Genomic DNA, 19,808 nt, shown 5'->3' on the forward strand with positions numbered 1-19,808 from the left:
AATAAATGACTATATTCCTGACAATATACAAATGAAAAAATGTACAAATGAAAAAAGGAAGGAATACCACCATCCCGTATTCCTTCCTCTGGTATTCATACATACCGATTAGCCGTTACAGGATTCGACGATGGAAGCGCAGCGAGTAGTTGGGCAAACAGCCAGCGATACCGGAATAATAGTAGGCGTGATAGCGTTTGGTGTTGCTTCCGCACCACCTGCCAGCTCTTGCAATTCCTTCTCAGACACCTGTGCGATCATCAGCTCTTGTTTTTTCATTGTCATTTCCTCCTTGTTAGTTAGGTTTTTGGATTATGGATTAGATTGAACATGAACATACAGAACAGCCGATCTTTCCTTACATCATTTGACCGTTTACCGCATCACCCCCTTTCAGTAAAGTGCCTGTACGATGTGACTCCTGTGCCGATACACGCCGCAGCTTCCCATCTGCCAACTCATACACATGATCGGCATGTTCCAGCCAGCTTTGACGATGTGTAATCGAAATAATCGTCATCGGCTTCGCATATAGATTACGTAAAATGGTCGCTTCCGTATCGGCATCCAAATTGCTAGTGCCTTCATCAATGAGCAAAATCCGCGGCTTTTTGGCTAATACACGCGCGATCGCGATGCGCTGTCGCTGTCCACCGGAAAGGGTTACCCCATTTTCACCAATAACGGTGTAATAGCCCATCGGCATATTGACAATGTCGTCATGGATACAGGCATCTTTCGCCGCCTGGACAATGTCCTCCATACGTGCGTGCTCATTGAAATAACGTATATTGTTCAGGATCGTATCATTGAACAGATGCGTATCCTGCACTAGATAACCGATATACTCGCGCAGCGCGCTCAGATTGATCTCGCGACTATTTGTCGCTCCGTAATGAATGCTGCCACTAGCTGGCTCGTACAGTCCAGCTAGCAATTTGAACAGTGTCGATTTGCCGCTGCCAGTTTTGCCGATCAACGTCACTTTTTCAAATGGATGGATATCCAGATCAACGCCGTTTAACTCGTATTGCTTGCCATTATGACTGAATCGTACATCCCGTAACTGAATGACATGTCGATCCGGTTGAAATGGCAAGGGTTGATCCTCATTCAAGCGTTCTTCCTGCTCACCGATAATATGCTCAACCCGATTAATCATTTCTTCCACCATTTTGACCGATTCCAGACTACCGATAATCGAGCCAAGCGGTGTCATAAAGCGACCCGCAATATTGGCAAAGGCAACGAGTGCACCAAGTGTCAGTCCATTGCCCGGTAAGCCTGCCATGCCGATCACAAGAATGCAAAGTGGTAAGGACAGATTGATCGAATTGGAGATCGCACCCAGCATGGACGAATAATTCATCCGTTTCTCAAAATGATTCAGCTGCATGCCAAAGTTGTCCTTGAGTTGCTGTTCAATCGGTTCGGTTCGGCCAATCGTTTTGATAAAACCAACCGACCGAAGCACTTCGATTAATTGCGCCTGAAATTGCGCCTGACTTCCGACTTCTTGCTTCGTAAAGGTTTCGATTCGGGGCAACAAGTACATCGTGCTTACAATTTGCACGATCGCACCCGCCGCTACGATCAGTGACAGCGTTGGCGAATAGGCAAGCATGACGATGAAAAATGTAACCAGTAAACTAATATCGAGCAAAAAGGTAGCAGCAAGGCGCGAGATTACTTCGCGTATAACTGCAATATTATAAATTCTCGCTGAAATATCGCCGGTCGAACTCGATTCAAAAAACTTCAGCGGCATCACAAACAGTTTACGCAGCACTTTCTCAGTCAGCGCCCGGTTAATGTGCAGCTGCAAGCGCACGATAAACCTCATGCGTAGTAGCGATAATCCAAAAAACAAAAACAGAGACATCACGACGGCTGCACCGAGCCAGGGAATTGACAACTGTTGCTGCTGTTGTGACGAATCAATCACATACTGGGTCAGAAAAGGCGCTGCCAGATTCAAAATCTGAAATACGATCGTTAGCAGCATAATATGCACGATAAGTGGCTTATTGCCGCGCAAATACGTCCATAGCTTGTACACCAGTCCATGCTTGCGTGATCTCTTGCTCGTTGTCTGTGCCTGTCCATCGTCCGCTACGACGATCTCTTCACTCATTTCAAGCGTGACACATACGCCGCTATACGAATCCATAAACTGCTCTGGCGACATATCGATTCTGCCGGATGATGGATCAATGATCGTGATCTTCTGCTCGCTATAACGCTCCACGACGACAAAATGATTATGATTCCAGTGCACCATCACCGGCCCGATCTTGACCAGCTGGGCAATCTCCTCCACGGTTGGTAAACGATATGCTTTGAGTGCATAACCACGCTGCGCTGCCGCTTGCTTTAACACCGCAAGACTAGCTCCATCGCGTCCTAACAGCGATTGATCCCTGCGAAATTCAGCCGTCTCGATCCGCTTTTTACGTAATCCGCTTGCCAGCATCGCCAGACAGGCAATCCCGCAATCGTATTGATTCAGTTGTAAAATGACGGGTAGTTTTCTCGCAAATAATGGCATAGGCTTCCTCCTACTCCGATAACGGTGTATCGGTCATACCACTTAGCTCCAGATCGAGAATATTGGGCAATTCAGGATGGCTAGCATACAACATGCCGTAAGCAATACCGGCGAGTCCAAGCATCAGATTCGGCGTTTCTACTTCATTGCCGACACCACACTGGTATTTGGTACGACTGTGAGCACTTTCGATAATTAGATTTGTGCCCACATTGATCCATTCAGGCTGATTCGTTCTTTGTCCGTAACGGATTAGGATCATCGCATTGCCCATATCGCCATGACATAAACTTTGCTCTCTGCCAAAGCCATCATGCAAAATGTTAGGCAATGCCATCTGCTGATCATGTACAGCCTGTTGAGCGACCGCAGGATGAGTGGACTCTGCTAGCTGCAAACGGGATAGCAAAATCCCAGGCGAGCCATGACACCACGCCGATGTAGCTGCTTCCTCTACAGGCTTACGCAGATCATTCCAGTTTCCATGACTGCAATGCGCATTTTCAAAATTCATACCTTTTTTAATGATCATCTTCAATTCGTTGTTATCGGTATGATTTTGCCATAATTGCAGGGCATAGATCATACCGGCATTCCCATGCGAAAATCCAGTTAGTGGTTTTCCGGCAATGCCTTCCCATGTAACCTGCTGTTCATCCACATGAATCGCCTTGTCGACCAGGTAGGCGGCACATTGTTCTGCCAGCTCTCGGAACAGTGGATCATGCTCAATTTCGTACGCGCGTGCCATCACAGCAAGTGCACCGGAGCTACCACCGATCAGATCCAGTTCATGATCATATGGCAATAGCTGTGGAATAAAAGCGGCTAATGTACGGGCAGACTCATAAAAACGACGCTTGCCTGTCATTGTATAAAAGTTCAGCAGCGTGTACACCATCGAAGCGATGCCAGAATAGGCTCCAATGGAAATCCGCTCTCGATTGTCTGCTGTGATTTCCAGCGACGTATACCGCTCGATTACATCATCCATCATATGCTCGGCACGCTGTAGGTAATCTTCTCCTGCACCGGTTTTCCATAGAGCCAGATGGAGTAGTGCCATGCCGGACAATCCATCGTACATCGAATCGCCCATAACCGATAACTTCCATTGCAATTCCTCTACGCCGACCGGCATCGTATTCAGCCACGCATAGGTTGGTTTGCCTGCGATACAGCTCTGATACGCGCGTGCATGAATATAATCGGTTAACTCCACTGCCTTTTGACGCAGCTCTATGTCATATCCTGCCGCAGGCGGTTGTGTATAATCGCGATACTGCTTGCTCACAAATTGCTTGAGCACCGTTTGCTTTTGCTCCTCCGCTGCCAGCATGGACAGTTCAATCACTTGCAACTGAAAATCCATATCCTCCTTAGACAGACCAGCCACACGTCGCTGCACCATCTGTAGTGGAGACTCCTGAAAATAGTGACTGATTTGTTTCCCTTTCGCAGTATACACATGAGGCTCATGCAGACGAATGCTAAAATACGGAATATCATTATTCAGCAGATCGGCAAATTCATACGTGACCAGCTTTTCAAAATCGGCTCGGCCTCTAGCATCTTCCCAGATTTTCGCCAGAAATACTTCACGGTCAATCGAGTTGTGCAGAAAGCGTGGATGAAAACTCAGCTCCAGCAAGGATGCATATTTGACCGTAGGCTTCGGGATAAATCGAATGACGGCATCGGCACCTTGTTGCTCGATTAACTGGCATAATGCTTGCTTGTGACGATGCAGCAATTCATACATCATCGTGAATCCTCGTTTGAGCTGCTTTACATACTGCTTCGGATTGATCGCTTTCGTTTGCTCCAACGAAGGCTGGTTATAGCTCTCCTCGGTTTCGGTGTAATCGCGCTCCACCTGCATATGCGCGGTTTTGACATGTTTTAGCTGTGGTACTTTGAGGATCGACTTCGTTTTCCCCTGACGACCGATTCCGCTAATATCCGCTTTGCCTGCAAACAGGAACGGCAACAGTCCCAGTGCACGTACCGATTCATTTAACTGCTTTTCGGCTTGCTGATAAGCTGTAATCGCTTCTTGATCCCGTTCATACATCGGATGAAATAAAGATTCCAGATCAATCAGTACCGGCTGATCACCGTGAGCGATCAAATTTTCGGAATGAAAATCAACCGCTTGCAGTGTATACAGTAACGCCATCTGTGCACCCATGCGTGTGTAGAAGCGCTCCACCTGCTGCTCATTCGTACAGCCTTGAAATGAAATATATTGTGCCCAGCCATAATGCTTGCGTGCCAGTACCGCTGGTGCCTGCAATTGCAAATCCGGTTCGCCAGACATTTCGTTTGTAAATTGAATGATCTTCTCATACAGCTTATCGATCGACAGATTGCGTGGCTTGTAGATCAGCTGTCCACAGTTTAAAATAAGCCGGGTAACTTTGCGTCCATCCGAGTGAGCATCGCCCATCCCCATTTCGATATCCCGTATTTGTACGGGGGTGGAGCTGGAAAGTAGACCTGCAATCTGCTCATAATCTCGTTCAAAGCGTGTGAACAATTCATTTAGAAACTTGCGATATTTGCGTATTTCTCCGCCAAGTGCTCGAAGCAGCACCGGATACTTTTCAAAAAATTGTTCGATATAAGTTTGATCCTGCAAACATTGGCGATGATAATACTGGTATTGCTGCTCCGGTGTAGCTCCTAGCAACTTCCCCTGTTCGCGGTTCATATTCAGATCAAGCACAAGTGTACGATACGATATTTTAAGGACACTTTTCTCTAGCTGCTCCATCATCCGCTGCCGGAGCTGAGCGACATTTTCCAGTCGCTCCTCGCCAATGCCGGAGAAAGATAACAGATGTGAAAAGTATGCGGTTATTTTCAAAGCAAAGGTGTGAAACATAATATTGTCGTTAATTTGATGATCTTGAATGTGCTGTGAAGCAATCGCCTGCTTGAGTTGCTGAAACACGTTCATTTTGAACCCGGTCGTATGTAACCCGGTGCGATACAATTGTTTGACCTGCTCCAGATCGTTCATTAACATCACGTGCTGAATACTTTCTTCGGCGAGTGCTGTATTTTGCTTATAAATTAATTCCAGGTTGCGATCCAGCAATTGGATTTCTGCATCTGGCAGTTGTGGCCCTTTACGTTCTTTGCTCATTAGCAGGTTGGTCATAGTTGTCATCCGATTCACATCCCCTTTGGTAGAAAAGGGAGATGTGTTCATCTCCCTGCGTTATGGATTGTGCTGGTGCTCATGAATGTATTCGTCCTTTACTTAACAGAAACAAGTATGTGTTGGACAGAGACCGCATTCCCAGGTCAGTGTACAAACATGTCCGTCATTCCCCTGAGAAATACCTTGCGCCTCTACACCGCCGTTCAGCTCGCTCAGTTCAATTTCATTCAGTTCCATTTCCAGATTACCTGCGAAATCATACCATTGTTCTTTCATCAAAATCCCTCCAGTTCATTTTTTGGGAATTATGTTTTCGACATCCATATATTCCCTTGAGAACATCATAAACGATACGTTTCGTTCCGTCAGCGAAAAGGTATTTTCGGAATAACGCCTTTAATTTGCGGTTTTCCGAAGCGATCCGATGCGGAACACGCAAAAAAAAGCAGTGTCCGCAGACACTGCTCCTGTTCGTTATTATTGCAGCATGCTGACGGGCAGCAGAGAATATCGTTTTGCTTTAATCAATGCCTCGGTTCTTGATTTGACGCCCAATTTATTATATACACCGGTCAGTACATACTCTACGGCACGCTGACTGATGAGCATTTTGGCAGATAGCTCTCGGTTGGTTAGCCCTTCTGCCACGCCCATCAGGATGTCCTGCTCGCGCTCGTTCAACGTAATATCACGTAATGGTTCCGGTACATCTTCAATGTCCTGCTCACTAATGCTGATTTCCTGTCTTCGTAATTGCTTGAATAAATATGTAGGGATCAATGTATCCCCCTGGATCGCGCATTCAATCGCTTTAACCATCTGTTCTTCAGGTAGAGACTTGCTAATAAACCCACAAATGCCGATATTGACCATCATATTAAAATGCGTGGCGATCTCGAATCCGGTATAAATAATAATTCTAGCTTCAGGGTTATACTCCAAAATAAGCTTTGCCAGTTCCATTCCATTCAGTTCAGGCATATATAAATCAAGCAGAATCAAATCGTAGGGCTGATGCTGATTCTGCAAATGTTCCATCACCTGTCCGCTACATGAGAGCAGCGTCACTTTCATCGTACCTCGTCGTTCCAAAATAGCTTTTGTTCCCTGTGCGACACCGATATGATCATCAACTAAGAGAATATTCACGAAATGATTCCTCCTTCAATGTCTATGATGTGTACGAATCCCGCGGGAATTCACATTTAAAAAGTAGACCTTCATTGATAGTGGAAGCGATCACATGAGTTCCATTCATACTTTTAATGCGTTCTTTTATGCCAGTCAGTCCAAAATGATTTTGCTGTTGATTCACTCGATCCCAATCGATTCCAATCCCATTATCTTCATAGACTAGCAGCATACCATCTTCCTTTTGCACTAAGCTCAGCACAATATATTCAGCCTGTGCGTGCTTGGCAGCATTGTTCAGCAGCTCCTGAGCAATACGGTACACATTAATGTTAAATACTTCGGAAAATTTCTCTTCGCGCTGCACCCGGCAAATCAACTCGATCTCACAGCGATTCCGACTTCGATATTGATCGACAAGTAGCCGTAGACTTTCCTGCAAACTCAACTGTTGCAAAAAAGGCGGACTTAGATCAAAGCAGCGATCTCGCAAATAGCCGATATTCCGCTGCATCTGTTCATGCAATTGCTGCATATCCTGGTTTTCATGACGATGATGTTCGATAACGCGATTCATATGAATCAGCTCTTGAATCAAATAATCATGAATATCGTGCGAAAGCTTTTTCCTTTCCGCTTCCGAAATCGAAAAGAGCATTTGCGCGACAGGTGGCGGCGAATGGATCGAAGTCGCATGCGTATGAATCCATTCATCCACATGACTGTGCACAAGTAGCCGATTGTGCAGCAGCAGCTGTACATGGTAAGCAAGCAGCGAAAAATACTGTTCTGCCGCCGCATCAGGGCGCTTAATATCCGCTCTAGCACAATACAAATAGTAGTGCTCCTGTAATCCTTCACCAACCGACATCGTCCAACAATCCTCTGCATATCTCCATTCTCCGCGCTGCAAAGATACAAGTAGGGAGCGCTCAAATGAAGGCGGTGGATGTTGAAAATGCTGCTGCTGTTTATTATAAATAGCGATACAAATGTCCTGCTCGGCTAAAATATCCTTCATCTCATCTCGCAGCAGCTCCACGATTTCAATCACGGTCGCCAGCTGCTGACATTCCTCTACAAAGTGAAGCAACCGCTGTCCATGTAAGCCGGGGCAAATGATCTGTTCTCTTGCTTTCTGCGTCAGCACGACTACGACCCAGAGGGTAGCAAGGACAATCGTGAACAGGAGCAGGGAATAAACCGCATTCGTAGACGGTGCAGGATATAACATGAATAGCGTGATCGCCACCATCCATCCTATGCCCGCCACCTGTGCTGAACGAATCAGAATAGTATTCCCCATCATATCACCCCGTTCATTAGAGTTGGAAAGCTTACATGCTGCTCCATATATACGCCGCAAACAGTACAATATAGACACCAAACGATACCGTCATCCATTTTACCGGCTTTCTGGACAGATCCAGAATCCCTTTAATTCCACTATTCAAGATCATGCCAACAAAGATAAACAATGTGCATGCCAGTGCCAGCATCGAAAGTACAAACAATACAGCTTCCATCGTACTCATCCTTTCTTACATTCTAGTTTTGTGCGAATACACATACAGACCGGCAAGCGAGATCGCTACATAAGCAAACATAATGATCGCACCGCTCGCTGACAGCAGCAGACTGGAATAGCCCATACTTTGCTCCACAATTTGAATACTAAAGCGGTAAATAAACGAAAATGGAAAAGCGATCGACACATTGCTGGCCAGCAAAATCGTCATTACCATAAAGGCAGCCACACCACTAACCATTACGACAATAATGTTACGGCTCACAAATGCGATCAGTGCAGCGACCGGAATCGTTAACAAACTCAGTGTCGTTGATGTAAAAGAAGTTAGCGGCAATTTCCAAAATTCAGAAGCGTTCATGCTACTGCCGTACACAGCAAACAATGTACCGAGATGAATAATATGGTTGATTGCAGATATAACAAACAACACGACAAAGGCGGCAATGAGCTTGGACATAATCAACTTAAAGCGTGGATACGGATACGACATCCAGTTCAATACCGTTTTATTTTTGAATTCTAAGTAAAAGTAAAAGCCGGAAAAGATAAAGATAACGGTCGGAAACAATACCGAATATTGATTGAAAACAAACATATAAAATTTAGTCCATGTCTGTTCTCCACCCATCGATAACAGGCCGATGCCATTGATTATAAAAGGCAGGAAGCTTAGAAAAAAGATCACATACAGTGACTTCAGACGCTTCAGCTTCATAAACTCATTGCGCAGCAGCAGATTCATAGCGATACTCCTTTGCAAGCAATTTCAAATACAGGTCTTCCAGCGATAAGCGATATCCTTCCAGCTTCTGTGCATTCGCTCCCAGCCCAGTCACATAATGACGCACTTCGGTCAGCGGCAGCACAGAAATAAATTCCACATACTCCGGGCCTTGTGACAGCATATGACTGGCAAAATCCATAATCGCTTCGACTTGTAGACCACTCGTCACAGGTAAGCGATACAGATGCATTTCCTGCGTATTTTTGACAAAGGCAGATTCGAAAATGATTTTGCCTTGATTCATAATGATCAGATCATCCGCCATCAGATTGATTTCGCTTAGCATATGACTGGAGATGACGATTGTCGTGCCATTGCGTATCACTTCTTGCATCAGCATTTCTCTCACTTCCTTGATACCATAAGGATCAAGTCCGTTGGTCGGTTCGTCTAGTAACAATAAACGAGGTGAATGTGCAATCGCTCTGGCGATACCCAGACGCTGCTTCATCCCGAGTGAAGTTTGTGAGAATAGCTTATGTCGATGTTCATATAGACCAACTTTGCGCAGTACGTCATCCACTTCTTTCGTTCCTTGCTGATGTAGATACCGCAGATGCAGTTCAATATTTTCATGTAAAGTCAGGTTATCGTAGAATCCCGGATATTCAATAATGCTGCCAATCGTTTCGATCAATTTGGCATCCGGCTGTTCATACAAATTACTGCCCTCAAACCAGACACTGCCCGCACTAGGTGGGAAAATACCAAGCAGCACTTTGAGCAATGTCGTTTTTCCTGCGCCATTCGGACCGAGCAAACCGTAAATACGACCTCGTTCTAGCTGTAAATTGATATCTTGCAAAATCGGTTTGCCTTTGATGGATACGCCCAGTTGTTCGGTTCGTAACGTAACGTTCCGTTCTGTCATACAATCCATCCTTTCTGTGAAGGTATAACTTTACTTTACCTGCCGTAGTTTAAAAACAGCGGTAGCTTCAGTTTAAATTTCGTTTAAACTTGGCTTAGCACCTCACATATGAGTACAGCAAACATGAATACAACCAATATGAATACATCTCGCATGAGTACAACCACTATGAATACATCACACATCAGCACGCAAAAAACGGAGACTACTCGATGTGAGCCGTCTCCGCCTGTACAGATCTTTATTGATTGGAATTTTTATGGAATGAACTTCTATTGAACGGATTTCTGTTGAATATACACTGTCGTTCCTTCATCATCACTGTCGATCATGCAGATAAGATTCATCTGTGTACACATCATATCGATAATCGACATGCCAATCCCGGCACCTTTACGCGTCGATTGCGAATGAATGCCTGGCCCACGGTCACGAATCTGGATCGCCACGCCAGAATCCGTCATGATCGTCCCAACAAAAACATACCTTCCCTGCGCAGCATGCCGCCGTACATTTTGGAAAATGTTGTCCAGCACACGGCGCAGCCATAGTTCATCCACTTCCCACATCACAGGATGCGCCAGTTCGATGTCGACTGTAAACTGATCCTGTTCAAATACTGGATACCATGCGCTTAGCGAGGAACGCAGCACTTTGATCACATCGGTTGCTTGCATCCGAAGCGGTAGCTTGCCTGCCGCCAACAGTGAAAAGGAGGACAGATTATCGATCAATTCACCAACATAAGCGACTTTATCGTTGATCACATGTACCGACTGTTTGGCTTTGTCTGTTAGGGGCTGCTCGCTCAGCGTGAACGTATGACCGCGAATAACCGTTAACGGTGTGCGCAAATCATGCGACAAATCCGCAATCAATTTGCGCCGCAGCTCGGTCTCTTCCGATTCCTTCTGCTTACTCTCCCTTAGCTCATTCACCATTTTGTTAAACGAATGCTCGACCTGACCTAACTCATCCTCATACTTCACATCCAAATTGCGTGGAATGCCATCTTCGTCTGTTTTTTGCATATGCTTTTGCAGCGTCACCAATCTCTTCTGAATGCGGGCAAAAAACAACCAGGAGCTGAATACAAACAATGCACATACAAAAAAGATACCGAGGAACCAGAAGTGAGCATAACGATCACGCGCAATTTCCCACTGCGAACCGATAATCGAACGCGGCGTTTCCAAATACGCATAACCGCTCGCCTCACTGCCCTGTACATACGCTGTCAGCACCAGATGATTCTGATTCGCCTGCTCATTCCAGCGTATCATCTCACTCACATTAAGCGGTGCCTGTGGAAGCTTCAGTTTATCGGAAGACGCATATAAAATATCTCCGCCATCACTAATCCAGGCAATCTCAGAATAGCGATAATCCTGGGTTTCCCGAAAATGAGTAATGATTTCCTCATTCGATAAGTTTCTCCAGCTGGCGATATCTTCTTGCCAGCTACTTTTTAATTTATCCGCTTCATAATAAATATGATCCTGCTGATTGAGCACATACGTTAACGTCATATAATATACAAAATTCACAAGCAGAAAGGCGATCGGGAAAAAGAGCACCGACAAAATAATATGCAGCAAATACTTGGTCGATAGCTTCATCTTCATTGTTTGATCCGATAGCCGATTCCACGAATCGTCTCCACAATCTCAGGCTCATTCGGATTGTGCTCGATCCGCTGTCGCAAATAACGAATATGCACCATTAACGTTTTATCGCCTTCGATATAAGGTTGCTCCCATACGTTTTCGTAGATCTGCTCTTTGGTCAAAATCTGATTCGGATGTCGTAGCAACAGATCGAAGATTTTGAACTGCTTATCCGTCAGAAAGATTTCTTCCTCGGTTTCTTTGTTGACGATCCGTTTCTCCTGCCGATAGATAAGCAGATGCTTCAATTCCAAACCATCCGCCTCATTTTTGTCAAAACGGCGCAATAGCACTTCAACGCGGGCGACCATTTCTTCAGGATGAAACGGCTTGGTCATATAATCATCGGCAAATTCCAGTCCTTTTAGCTTATCCTCAATGGCAGTACGCGCGGTCAGTAAAAGAATCGGCAATTGCGGATTGAGTTTCTTTAACCGCTGCCCGACAGTAAATCCATCCAATCCCGGCATCATAATATCGAGGATGACCATGTCGGCGTCATCCACATGCTTTTCATATTCATAAGAGGAAGTTAGCCAGACCGCTCGATGCCCCCGTTGCTTCAACATCTCACTTACAAAGCTACCAATTTCAAGATCATCTTCTATGTATAAAATATGGCTCATATTCGTTCTCCTTTCTGTGATATGACACAGGATACCGAACTAGGGCTTGTATGCAAACTGTTGTTGCGGTTAACATGGCAACAATTGCCGTGCTTGGATTGCCAACGGGGTTTGTACGCAAACTGTTGTTAGGGTTAACCCCGTTATCGGTCGTAAGCCACAACTACCACGTTAATGTTTGTACGCAAACTGTTGCTAGGATCAACACCACTGCGGCTTACACAGTTTGTACACACACCTTAATTAAAAAAAGCTTATACCAGAAAGGATGTTATTGCAAATAATGCAAAATCCTTCCGGTATAAGCACTCTTGAATTTATCGTTGCATGTATACATGCTCGATCCGCATCATACGAACCGATACTACCTAATTGCTATATCGTATCCTCAACCGATCAGTACCTTTTCCTCTGGATAGCTGTACTTGGTCGGTTTATTGTTGCGTGCCAGTGCAAATGCTAAAGCAAGCGGACCAAGACGCCCGATATACATCGTAATAACGACAACCAGCTTCCCTTCTGGCGATAGATGCGGCGTCAGCCCCATCGAGGAGCCAACCGTACCAAACGCCGATACCGCTTCATAAAAGACCGCCAGAAATGTCGCACTGGAGCCATGTTCGGTAATCGTGAGCATGATCGTTAATACCACCACAATACCGAGTGAAATCATAATGATCGCCAGCGCGCGAAAAGCCGTATCAAAGCTAATTTTACGGCGAAACGCATGAATCTCAGAACGTCCGCGTACAACGCTGTACAGACAGAGCAGCAAAATCGCAAACGTATTAATTTTGATCCCGCCGCCGGTCGAGCCGCTCGCCGCTCCGATAAACATCAGCATAATAAATACAAACTGCGTCGCTGCCATCAGTCCGCCAATATCGACCGTATTGTAACCTGCCGAGCGCGGCATGACGCCCTGAAATAGCGCCGCCCATATTTTATCACCCAGACTGAGCGGTCCCAATGTTGCCGGATTGTTCCATTCCGCAATCATCACAAATCCAAAGCCGAACAATGTCGCAATGAGCGACGAGATCAGTACAAGCTTCGTATTAAGCGAAAATTTATCCCAGCGCCGTTTACGCAAAATATCGGTCACAACGATAAAACCAAGTCCGCCGATCACAAACAGCGTAATAACGACCGTATTCACAATCGGATCGCCTACATGCTGGGACAGACTATCTGGCTTCAACGCAAAGCCGGCATTATTAAACGAAGAAATCGCATAAAATGCGCCGTAATACCAGGCCCTTTTCCAACCCAGCTCTGGTGTCCAGTGCAGTGCCAGCGTAACCATCGCGACCGACTCCAACACAAAGGCAATCGAGAAAATATTCAGGGACAGCTTGACCAGACCTTGCGTGGATACCGCATTGGTCGCCTGCTGAATGAGCAGACGCTGCTTCAAGCCAATCTGCTTACCGAGCAAGACGGCAAACAGGATACCGAATGTCATAAACCCCAGTCCGCCGATCTGAATCAATATCATAATCACAACCTGCCCAAACACCGAAAAAGCAGTCCCTGTATCAATGACCGCCAGCCCGGTCACGCACACCGCCGATGTTGCCATGAACAGCGCGTTTAACCAGCCCACCGAATGTCCATGTGCCCCTGAGATTGGAAGCATAAGCAGCACCGTGCCGATTGCAATCAGAATGGCAAAGCCCATTGGAATGAGCCTTGTCGGATGGACAAAGCTCTGCATTTGCCGGTTCATCCGGCGCACGGCTGCGTTTCTACCAAAGCCTAGCATGTTTTACATTTCATCCTCTCAATGAAACGGACATCGACCTCCGCCCGTTTGTGTACTTTGATCGTTCTTGTTTACATTCACTGTTACATTCATCGTTGTATTCCTATTCGTATCTATATCTACATCCACTGTACTCCGCTCGTACAACCGCTCCTGATAGAAGAAGTTCGGTGTGACGATCCGGTTCGGATACGGACGATGGAAAATATGCGTTGTTGCCGGAGACAATGGCGGAATCAGCCATGTCCAGTTGCCAGTCACTTCACGCCCTGCCGCTTCTTCGCGTTCCTCAAATTTACGGAACTGCGTGGCAGCGGTATGGTGGTCAACGATGCTGACACCTGCTTTTTTGTAGGAGTATAACACAGCCGCATTCAGCTCGACCAGCGCTCGATCCTGCCATAATGTGGCTTTGCTGGACGTATCCAGCCCCATGATGCGTGCCATATCTGGCAGTAGATTATACCGATCCTCATCCGCAAAGTTGCGTGCGCCGATTTCGGTACCCATATACCAGCCATTAAACGGTGCAGCTGTATATTGAATCCCGCCGATATTAAGCCGCATTTCTGACACAATGGGAACAGCATACCACTTCAATTCCAGCTCTGTAAATGCCGAATAATCCGCATGCTCCATCGGTACTTCCAGCACATCCTCTGCGGGAATATCGTACAGCTGTGGCTTGCCACCGTATTCGCTAATGACCAGCGGCAACACATCAAAATCCCCCTGTTTTCCCGTCCAACCAAGCTGTTGACATAACTTTGTAAAATCAAGCGAAGCCGGATCACCCACGATGCCGTTATCTGTCTCATATCCAGCATACCGGATCAGCTGATGATTCCAAATGCGTACTTCATTGCCCTGTGGATCACGCGGACGGAAGATTGTAATTGTAGGACGAATTTTGCCACCGTTGGTCGCATAGCGAATATGCTCTACTAATTCCTCTGCTATGTTATCTGTTCCATGCACATGACGCGCATCACGCACGTCCAGCTTATCCCAGAATAAACGTCCGATACAGCGATTGCTGTTACGCCACGCCATTTTTGCGCCGTGTGCTAGTTCTTCCGCGGTGTGGGTGTAGGTGCCCGTTGTTTGGATCGCTTCGTTAATGTCGGCTAAACGCTGCTCGATCTGTGTAGCGTCTTTGCCAAGTTCTGTATAACATTGTTGGATAAATAATTCTGCTTGCTGTAAAAGCGGATAAGAGACCGCCATACGTTCCACCTCATTTTATATTCAGACCTGTATCCTGTAGATCCAGACCTGCACAAGTCATATCATCATACGCCCAATTAAAGCTATCAATTAGTAAGTTGTTCTCTATTAACTGTAAAACAACATATATATCAAATAACAAGTATACATTCGACAATCTTGTGAAAAACGAATGTTAATTTTGATAAATACATCTATACGCATGAACAGGCTGCGCTAGTTTGTACGATCTACATCATCAATATGTGCAATCAGTTACTAGCTACTATATGTACATACGCAAAAAACACCCGTTAAGCCTTCATACAGGACTTAACGGGTGTTGAATGATTATAACCGAGCTTATGAATTAACGTCCCAGATACGCGTTCAGCATCCAAGCTGCTTTTTCAATATCAGCACGAATACCTGTCAGCAGGTCAGCGGTTGGGTGGTCGCTCAGCTGCTCAGCCAGACCGATCGCTTCGCTCATTTCGCCGGACAGTGTTGCATAGTCTTCGATCACTGCACTAACCATTTGGTTTGCAGACTCGCTACCTGTCGCTTCCAGCAGCGTTGCAATTTCCAGTTGTTCTTTCAATGTTGCGACCGGACGGCCGCCGATTGCTAGCAGACGCTCTGCTACATCGTCCATATGCAATGTTGCTGCATCGTACAGCTCTTCGAATTTAGCGTGCAGGGTGTAGAAGTTCTCGCCTTTTACATACCAGTGGAAGTTGTGCAGTTTAGTGTAAAGAACAGACCAGTTTGCGATTTGTACGTTCAGTGCGTTATAGAGGGCTTCCAGTTGTGTAGTCTCAGATGTATGGGTTTGGTTATTTACTGTTGTCATGATAGGTTCCTCTTTTCTTTATTTTAAATTTAGACTTATTCTAATTCCTGATTTAATAATAGCAGATGGAATTGAATTTGACCAGTCTATTTTCAAAAAAAGTTTAGTTATACGCTGCTAGCGGAGACAGCCATACGGTGCCTGTGCCGCGATACACATTGACCAGACCTTCGCCAGACGCAGCAGAGCCGATTTTGGTTTTACCGGATTTCTCCACGGTAAACTTGAGCGTGTTCGACCACATCATCGCAAAGTTACCGTCCACTTTTAGCTCATCATTTTCCAGCTCGACCACGACCGTTTCCTCTGCCGGTACAGGTGCTTCCAGTGCGAGTATGCCTTTGCCTTTTGCCGTCATATTGAATAGTCCTTCGCCACCGAGTGCTGCGGAGGAGAAATTACTGCGTGCAGTTACGCCGATCTGGAGTGATGTATCACAGGCGAGAAACAGTCCATCTTCGATCACTACTTCATCATTGTCCACATCGATTAGCCAGATATAGTTATACGTCGGCTCCAGCATAATGGTGCCTGTACCACGATAATGTGGCTTGACGGTGCCCGTACCACTCGCTGCTGATTTGAACATACCGCTCACCAGTCCGCCAATCCCGTTAATCCCGGTCGTCATTTCCATCCGTCCGATCGTATATTGCATCGCGCCTGCTTTCATCATAATCTCGCTGTTGTTTAGCTCGATCATAAGCTGCTTGCGCCGCATATTGCTTTGTGACATATAATATTGAGCGGTAGCGTCCATGACCGATGTACAGCTCAAATCCTTTATGTATTCCAGTACGGTAAAGCCACCCAGTTTCTCGCGAATAACCGTATTGCTGTTGTCTGTTAGATTGTTGATTCTAAACCCCATTTGAAAGCCTCCCTTGTTATAGTAAAATGTGTTGTTGTCTTAAAATCACTTCTCTTTTCACAGCGTGGTAGAAAATCACTAACACTGGAAGCAGTAAGATATTTTGCTGCGCAAAAATCGCTTTTCATTTCACCTCGTGTTAGAAGATCGCTAACACTAGAGCAGTAAGATATTTTGCTGCGCAAAAATCACTTTTCATTGCACCTCGTGTTAGAAAATCGCTAACACTAGAGCAGTAAGATATTTTGCTGCGCAAAAATCGCTTTTCATTTCACCTCGTGTTAGAAGATCGCTAACACTAGAGCAGTAAGATATTTTGCTGCGCAAAAATCACTTTTCATTGCACCTCGTGTTAGAAAATCGCTAACACTAGAGCAGTAAGATATTTTGCTGCGCAAAAATCGCTTTTCATTTCACCTCGTGTTAGAAGATCGCTAACACTAGAGCAGTAAGATATTTTGCTGCGCAAAAATCGCTTTTCATTTCACCTCGTGTTAGAAGATCGCTAACACTAGAGCAGTAAGATATTTTGCTGCGCAAAAATCGCTTTTCATTTCACCTCGTGTTAGAAAATCACTAACACTAGAGCACTGACTGTATTGAATCTTAGAGCTGCTATGCCGATTGAATCGACACAGCAGCTATCCTTATCTTAACCAAAACTTTCTGATCAGGAAATATACATTTTTAGCCCTAATCACATCGACAGCGTTCGACCGTTTCATTTGTATCGGAATCATGTTTCTTTTATTGAAAGCGGTTACTTTAAAAAGGCGCTCCTTTTTGTCTAGCGCTTTCGATTCAGAACGTGACCATTAGCCCTAAAAGCGCCAGCAATCCTTGCCAAAAGCGTAAATTGACTAGTATCTATCTTTTCTCATACTATATAGAAGCGAGTTCATCTTGGACGAAACAACATGTATACTCTGTCACTTATTTCATCATTGTTCATTCAGTCTAATCGTGTCTGCCTGTGTGCAGATACACATCCAAAGGAGGTCCATTCGTGGATATTATTTCAGCCATTATTATGGGTATTATTGAGGGGCTTACCGAGTTCCTGCCGGTATCCAGTACAGGGCATATGATCCTGACTGCTTATCTGCTCGGACTTAACGAGAACTCCGAACAGGTCAAAACCTTCGAGATTGTCGTCCAGCTCGGTGCCGTACTCGCGGTCGTGGTACTCTACTGGCGCAAGTTTATCGATATTCTGATGACGATTCCAGACGTATTTCGGGGAAGGGTCAAGCAAGGTAACGGTATATCCGCACCCCGCCGCCTGAATATTTTACATATTGCGCTTGCGATGCTGCCGGCAGTCGTTGTCGGTCTGCTGCTGCACGATGTCATCAAAAAGTATCTGTTCGGCCCACAAACGGTTGTGTACAGTCTCGTGGTCGGCGGCTTGCTGATGATCTATGCGGAATGGCGCAAAGGCCGGAGCGCAGGCGAAATGTCGGTTGACGATATTACGTACAAGCAAGCATTTGGTATCGGTCTGTTCCAATGTCTCGCTCTGTGGCCGGGCTTCTCACGCTCAGGTTCCACGATCTCCGGTGGTATTCTGCTTGGTGTATCACATACCGCAGCCGCTGAATTTACGTTCCTCGTGTCGGTACCGGTCATGTTTGGTGCAACCGGACTTGATCTGTACAAAAGTGCACAATACTTGAGCATGGACGACTTTGGCTTTTTTGCAGCCGGCTTTATCGCCGCCTTTATCGTCGCGATGGTCGCGATCAAAACGTTCCTAAGCTTACTGAAACGTCTGTCGTTAACTGTGTTTGCGGTATATCGCTTCGTACTGGCGATTATCTTCTTCATCGTGCTTGCTTCGTAATCCCTTTGTACATTCGCAATCCTTTCGTAAAGGGTTCGCTTATGTTAGGAAAGCTCAGGTATTAATGGAGCTTTATCCTGCATATCCAGCGCACTGTATCCAATGCAAAGTCTGCCCTTCGGGCAGGCTTTTTTATATGTTGCAAGCAGCATAAACCGCTCAAATACAGAAAAAGTATCATTGTCACATACGGATACAATCGTGTTTACCTTCCACTAACCAACCGCATAATCATTCATATGCAAACATGAATATAAAAAAATTGATGTGCTTTTGAAACTTGCTGCGTTACAATACGTATACACGATTAGCTGCGCATTCGGCGTTGACCGATGCGTCTTTTCCGGCAGAAATGAACACCTGCGGTGTTTGCACATTGCCGGTTCATCCGTATGTCTGCGCTCTAGCATACGGCAGATGGATGATCGCTGTACGGCTTGTCTACGTCCACATCTAATGGATCGGCAGACAGGACTATCAAAGGACGGATATACCGTCATTTAAATGGGAGATGCTCATTGGACAATTTACCTTCACGAAGGCGGCAGATGAGTGCGTTTGCCTTCGGTCTGATCATTTTTATGTTTTATGTGCCGTTTCAGTCGGTAGATGAAACAGATTATGATTTTGCTGTAACGAACGGAATCACTCCGGGCGCATCCTCATCAGGACATGCACGCTTTGTGCATGATGGTGGCGATACACCGGAACCGAGCGGCGGTATTTCGCTTAGCGTTATATTTAGCCTCGTTCTGTTATCCGCATTAGATCGCACTCATCTGCTTTCCTGCATACCTCTCCTGCTTAAGCGTTTGCTACTAGCAGCGCTGAAGTACCGGTCGAATTATATGGATGTTCCACAGATGATCCACATACGATAGCGATCATCTGTTAGAACGCTTTGCCGCCGCTAGCGGTGCTTTATCCATTCATGAATCGGTGC

The 19,808-nt window shown here is 45.7% G+C and carries 17 protein-coding genes; 2 read left to right on the forward strand and 15 right to left on the reverse strand.

Annotation, left to right across the window (positions count from 1 at the left end; all coding sequences use genetic code 11):
* Positions 1–108 precede the first annotated feature (108 nt).
* The 15 genes from AAHF22_RS11755 to AAHF22_RS11825 all read right to left on the reverse strand — a co-directional run bounded on the left by AAHF22_RS11755 (position 109) and on the right by AAHF22_RS11825 (position 17,022).
* Entirely contained in the window at positions 109–279 is a 171-nt protein-coding gene (locus AAHF22_RS11755) for a class II lanthipeptide, LchA2/BrtA2 family (protein WP_347325194.1), read from the reverse strand.
* Between the two features lie 79 nt (positions 280–358).
* Positions 359–2,548, reverse strand: a complete 2,190-nt coding sequence (locus tag AAHF22_RS11760; protein ID WP_347325195.1) for a peptidase domain-containing ABC transporter — start codon at positions 2,546–2,548, stop codon at positions 359–361.
* Positions 2,549–2,558: 10 nt separating this feature from the next.
* Positions 2,559–5,723 carry a type 2 lanthipeptide synthetase LanM family protein gene (locus AAHF22_RS11765; RefSeq protein WP_347325196.1) on the reverse strand — a complete coding sequence of 1,055 codons (3,165 nt, stop codon included), beginning with the start codon at positions 5,721–5,723 and terminating at the stop codon, positions 2,559–2,561.
* A 93-nt stretch (positions 5,724–5,816) separates the two neighbouring features.
* On the reverse strand, positions 5,817–5,993 hold the full coding sequence (locus tag AAHF22_RS11770) for a plantaricin C family lantibiotic (protein WP_347325197.1): 177 nt from the start codon (positions 5,991–5,993) through the stop codon (positions 5,817–5,819).
* 201 nt (positions 5,994–6,194) lie between these two features.
* Entirely contained in the window at positions 6,195–6,866 is a 672-nt protein-coding gene (locus tag AAHF22_RS11775; protein WP_347325198.1) for a response regulator transcription factor, read from the reverse strand.
* Positions 6,867–6,888: 22 nt separating this feature from the next.
* On the reverse strand, positions 6,889–8,154 hold the full coding sequence (locus tag AAHF22_RS11780; protein ID WP_347325199.1) for a sensor histidine kinase: 1,266 nt from the start codon (positions 8,152–8,154) through the stop codon (positions 6,889–6,891).
* A gap of 31 nt (positions 8,155–8,185) precedes the next feature.
* On the reverse strand, positions 8,186–8,374 hold the full coding sequence (locus tag AAHF22_RS11785; protein WP_347325200.1) for a Mas-related G-protein coupled receptor member D: 189 nt from the start codon (positions 8,372–8,374) through the stop codon (positions 8,186–8,188).
* Positions 8,375–8,389: 15 nt separating this feature from the next.
* Positions 8,390–9,121: an ABC transporter permease gene (locus tag AAHF22_RS11790; RefSeq protein WP_347325201.1), complete on the reverse strand. Its 732-nt coding sequence runs from the start codon at positions 9,119–9,121 to the stop codon at positions 8,390–8,392.
* Positions 9,099–10,034, reverse strand: a complete 936-nt coding sequence (locus AAHF22_RS11795) for an ATP-binding cassette domain-containing protein (RefSeq protein WP_347325202.1) — start codon at positions 10,032–10,034, stop codon at positions 9,099–9,101. The genes AAHF22_RS11790 and AAHF22_RS11795 overlap by 23 nt, the downstream gene beginning before the upstream one ends.
* A 272-nt stretch (positions 10,035–10,306) precedes the next feature.
* Complete coding sequence (locus AAHF22_RS11800; protein WP_347325203.1) at positions 10,307–11,659, reverse strand: sensor histidine kinase; 1,353 nt, start codon at positions 11,657–11,659, stop codon at positions 10,307–10,309.
* On the reverse strand, positions 11,656–12,327 hold the full coding sequence (locus tag AAHF22_RS11805; RefSeq protein WP_347325204.1) for a response regulator transcription factor: 672 nt from the start codon (positions 12,325–12,327) through the stop codon (positions 11,656–11,658). The genes AAHF22_RS11800 and AAHF22_RS11805 overlap by 4 nt, the downstream gene beginning before the upstream one ends.
* Positions 12,328–12,715: 388 nt before the next feature.
* A complete protein-coding gene (locus AAHF22_RS11810) occupies positions 12,716–14,092 on the reverse strand; it encodes a TrkH family potassium uptake protein (protein WP_347325205.1) in 1,377 nt (458 codons plus the stop codon).
* 18 nt (positions 14,093–14,110) lie between these two features.
* Complete coding sequence (locus AAHF22_RS11815; protein WP_347325206.1) at positions 14,111–15,319, reverse strand: nitric oxide synthase oxygenase; 1,209 nt, start codon at positions 15,317–15,319, stop codon at positions 14,111–14,113.
* Between the two features lie 349 nt (positions 15,320–15,668).
* Positions 15,669–16,151 (reverse strand): Dps family protein, encoded by a 483-nt coding sequence (locus AAHF22_RS11820; RefSeq protein WP_347325207.1) that lies wholly within the window; start codon positions 16,149–16,151, stop codon positions 15,669–15,671.
* A 103-nt stretch (positions 16,152–16,254) separates the two neighbouring features.
* Positions 16,255–17,022 carry an AIM24 family protein gene (locus AAHF22_RS11825; protein WP_347325208.1) on the reverse strand — a complete coding sequence of 256 codons (768 nt, stop codon included), beginning with the start codon at positions 17,020–17,022 and terminating at the stop codon, positions 16,255–16,257.
* Between the two features lie 1,006 nt (positions 17,023–18,028).
* On the opposite strand from AAHF22_RS11825, the gene bacA reads away from it, so the two are divergent.
* Positions 18,029–18,865 (forward strand): undecaprenyl-diphosphate phosphatase, encoded by an 837-nt coding sequence (bacA, locus tag AAHF22_RS11830; protein ID WP_347325209.1) that lies wholly within the window; start codon positions 18,029–18,031, stop codon positions 18,863–18,865.
* Positions 18,866–19,383: 518 nt separating this feature from the next.
* Complete coding sequence (locus AAHF22_RS11835) at positions 19,384–19,746, forward strand: hypothetical protein (RefSeq protein ID WP_347325210.1); 363 nt, start codon at positions 19,384–19,386, stop codon at positions 19,744–19,746.
* Positions 19,747–19,808: the final 62 nt, after the last annotated feature.

Source organism: Paenibacillus wenxiniae, assembly GCF_039822605.1.
Taxonomy (GTDB): domain Bacteria; phylum Bacillota; class Bacilli; order Paenibacillales; family Paenibacillaceae; genus Saccharibacillus; species Saccharibacillus wenxiniae.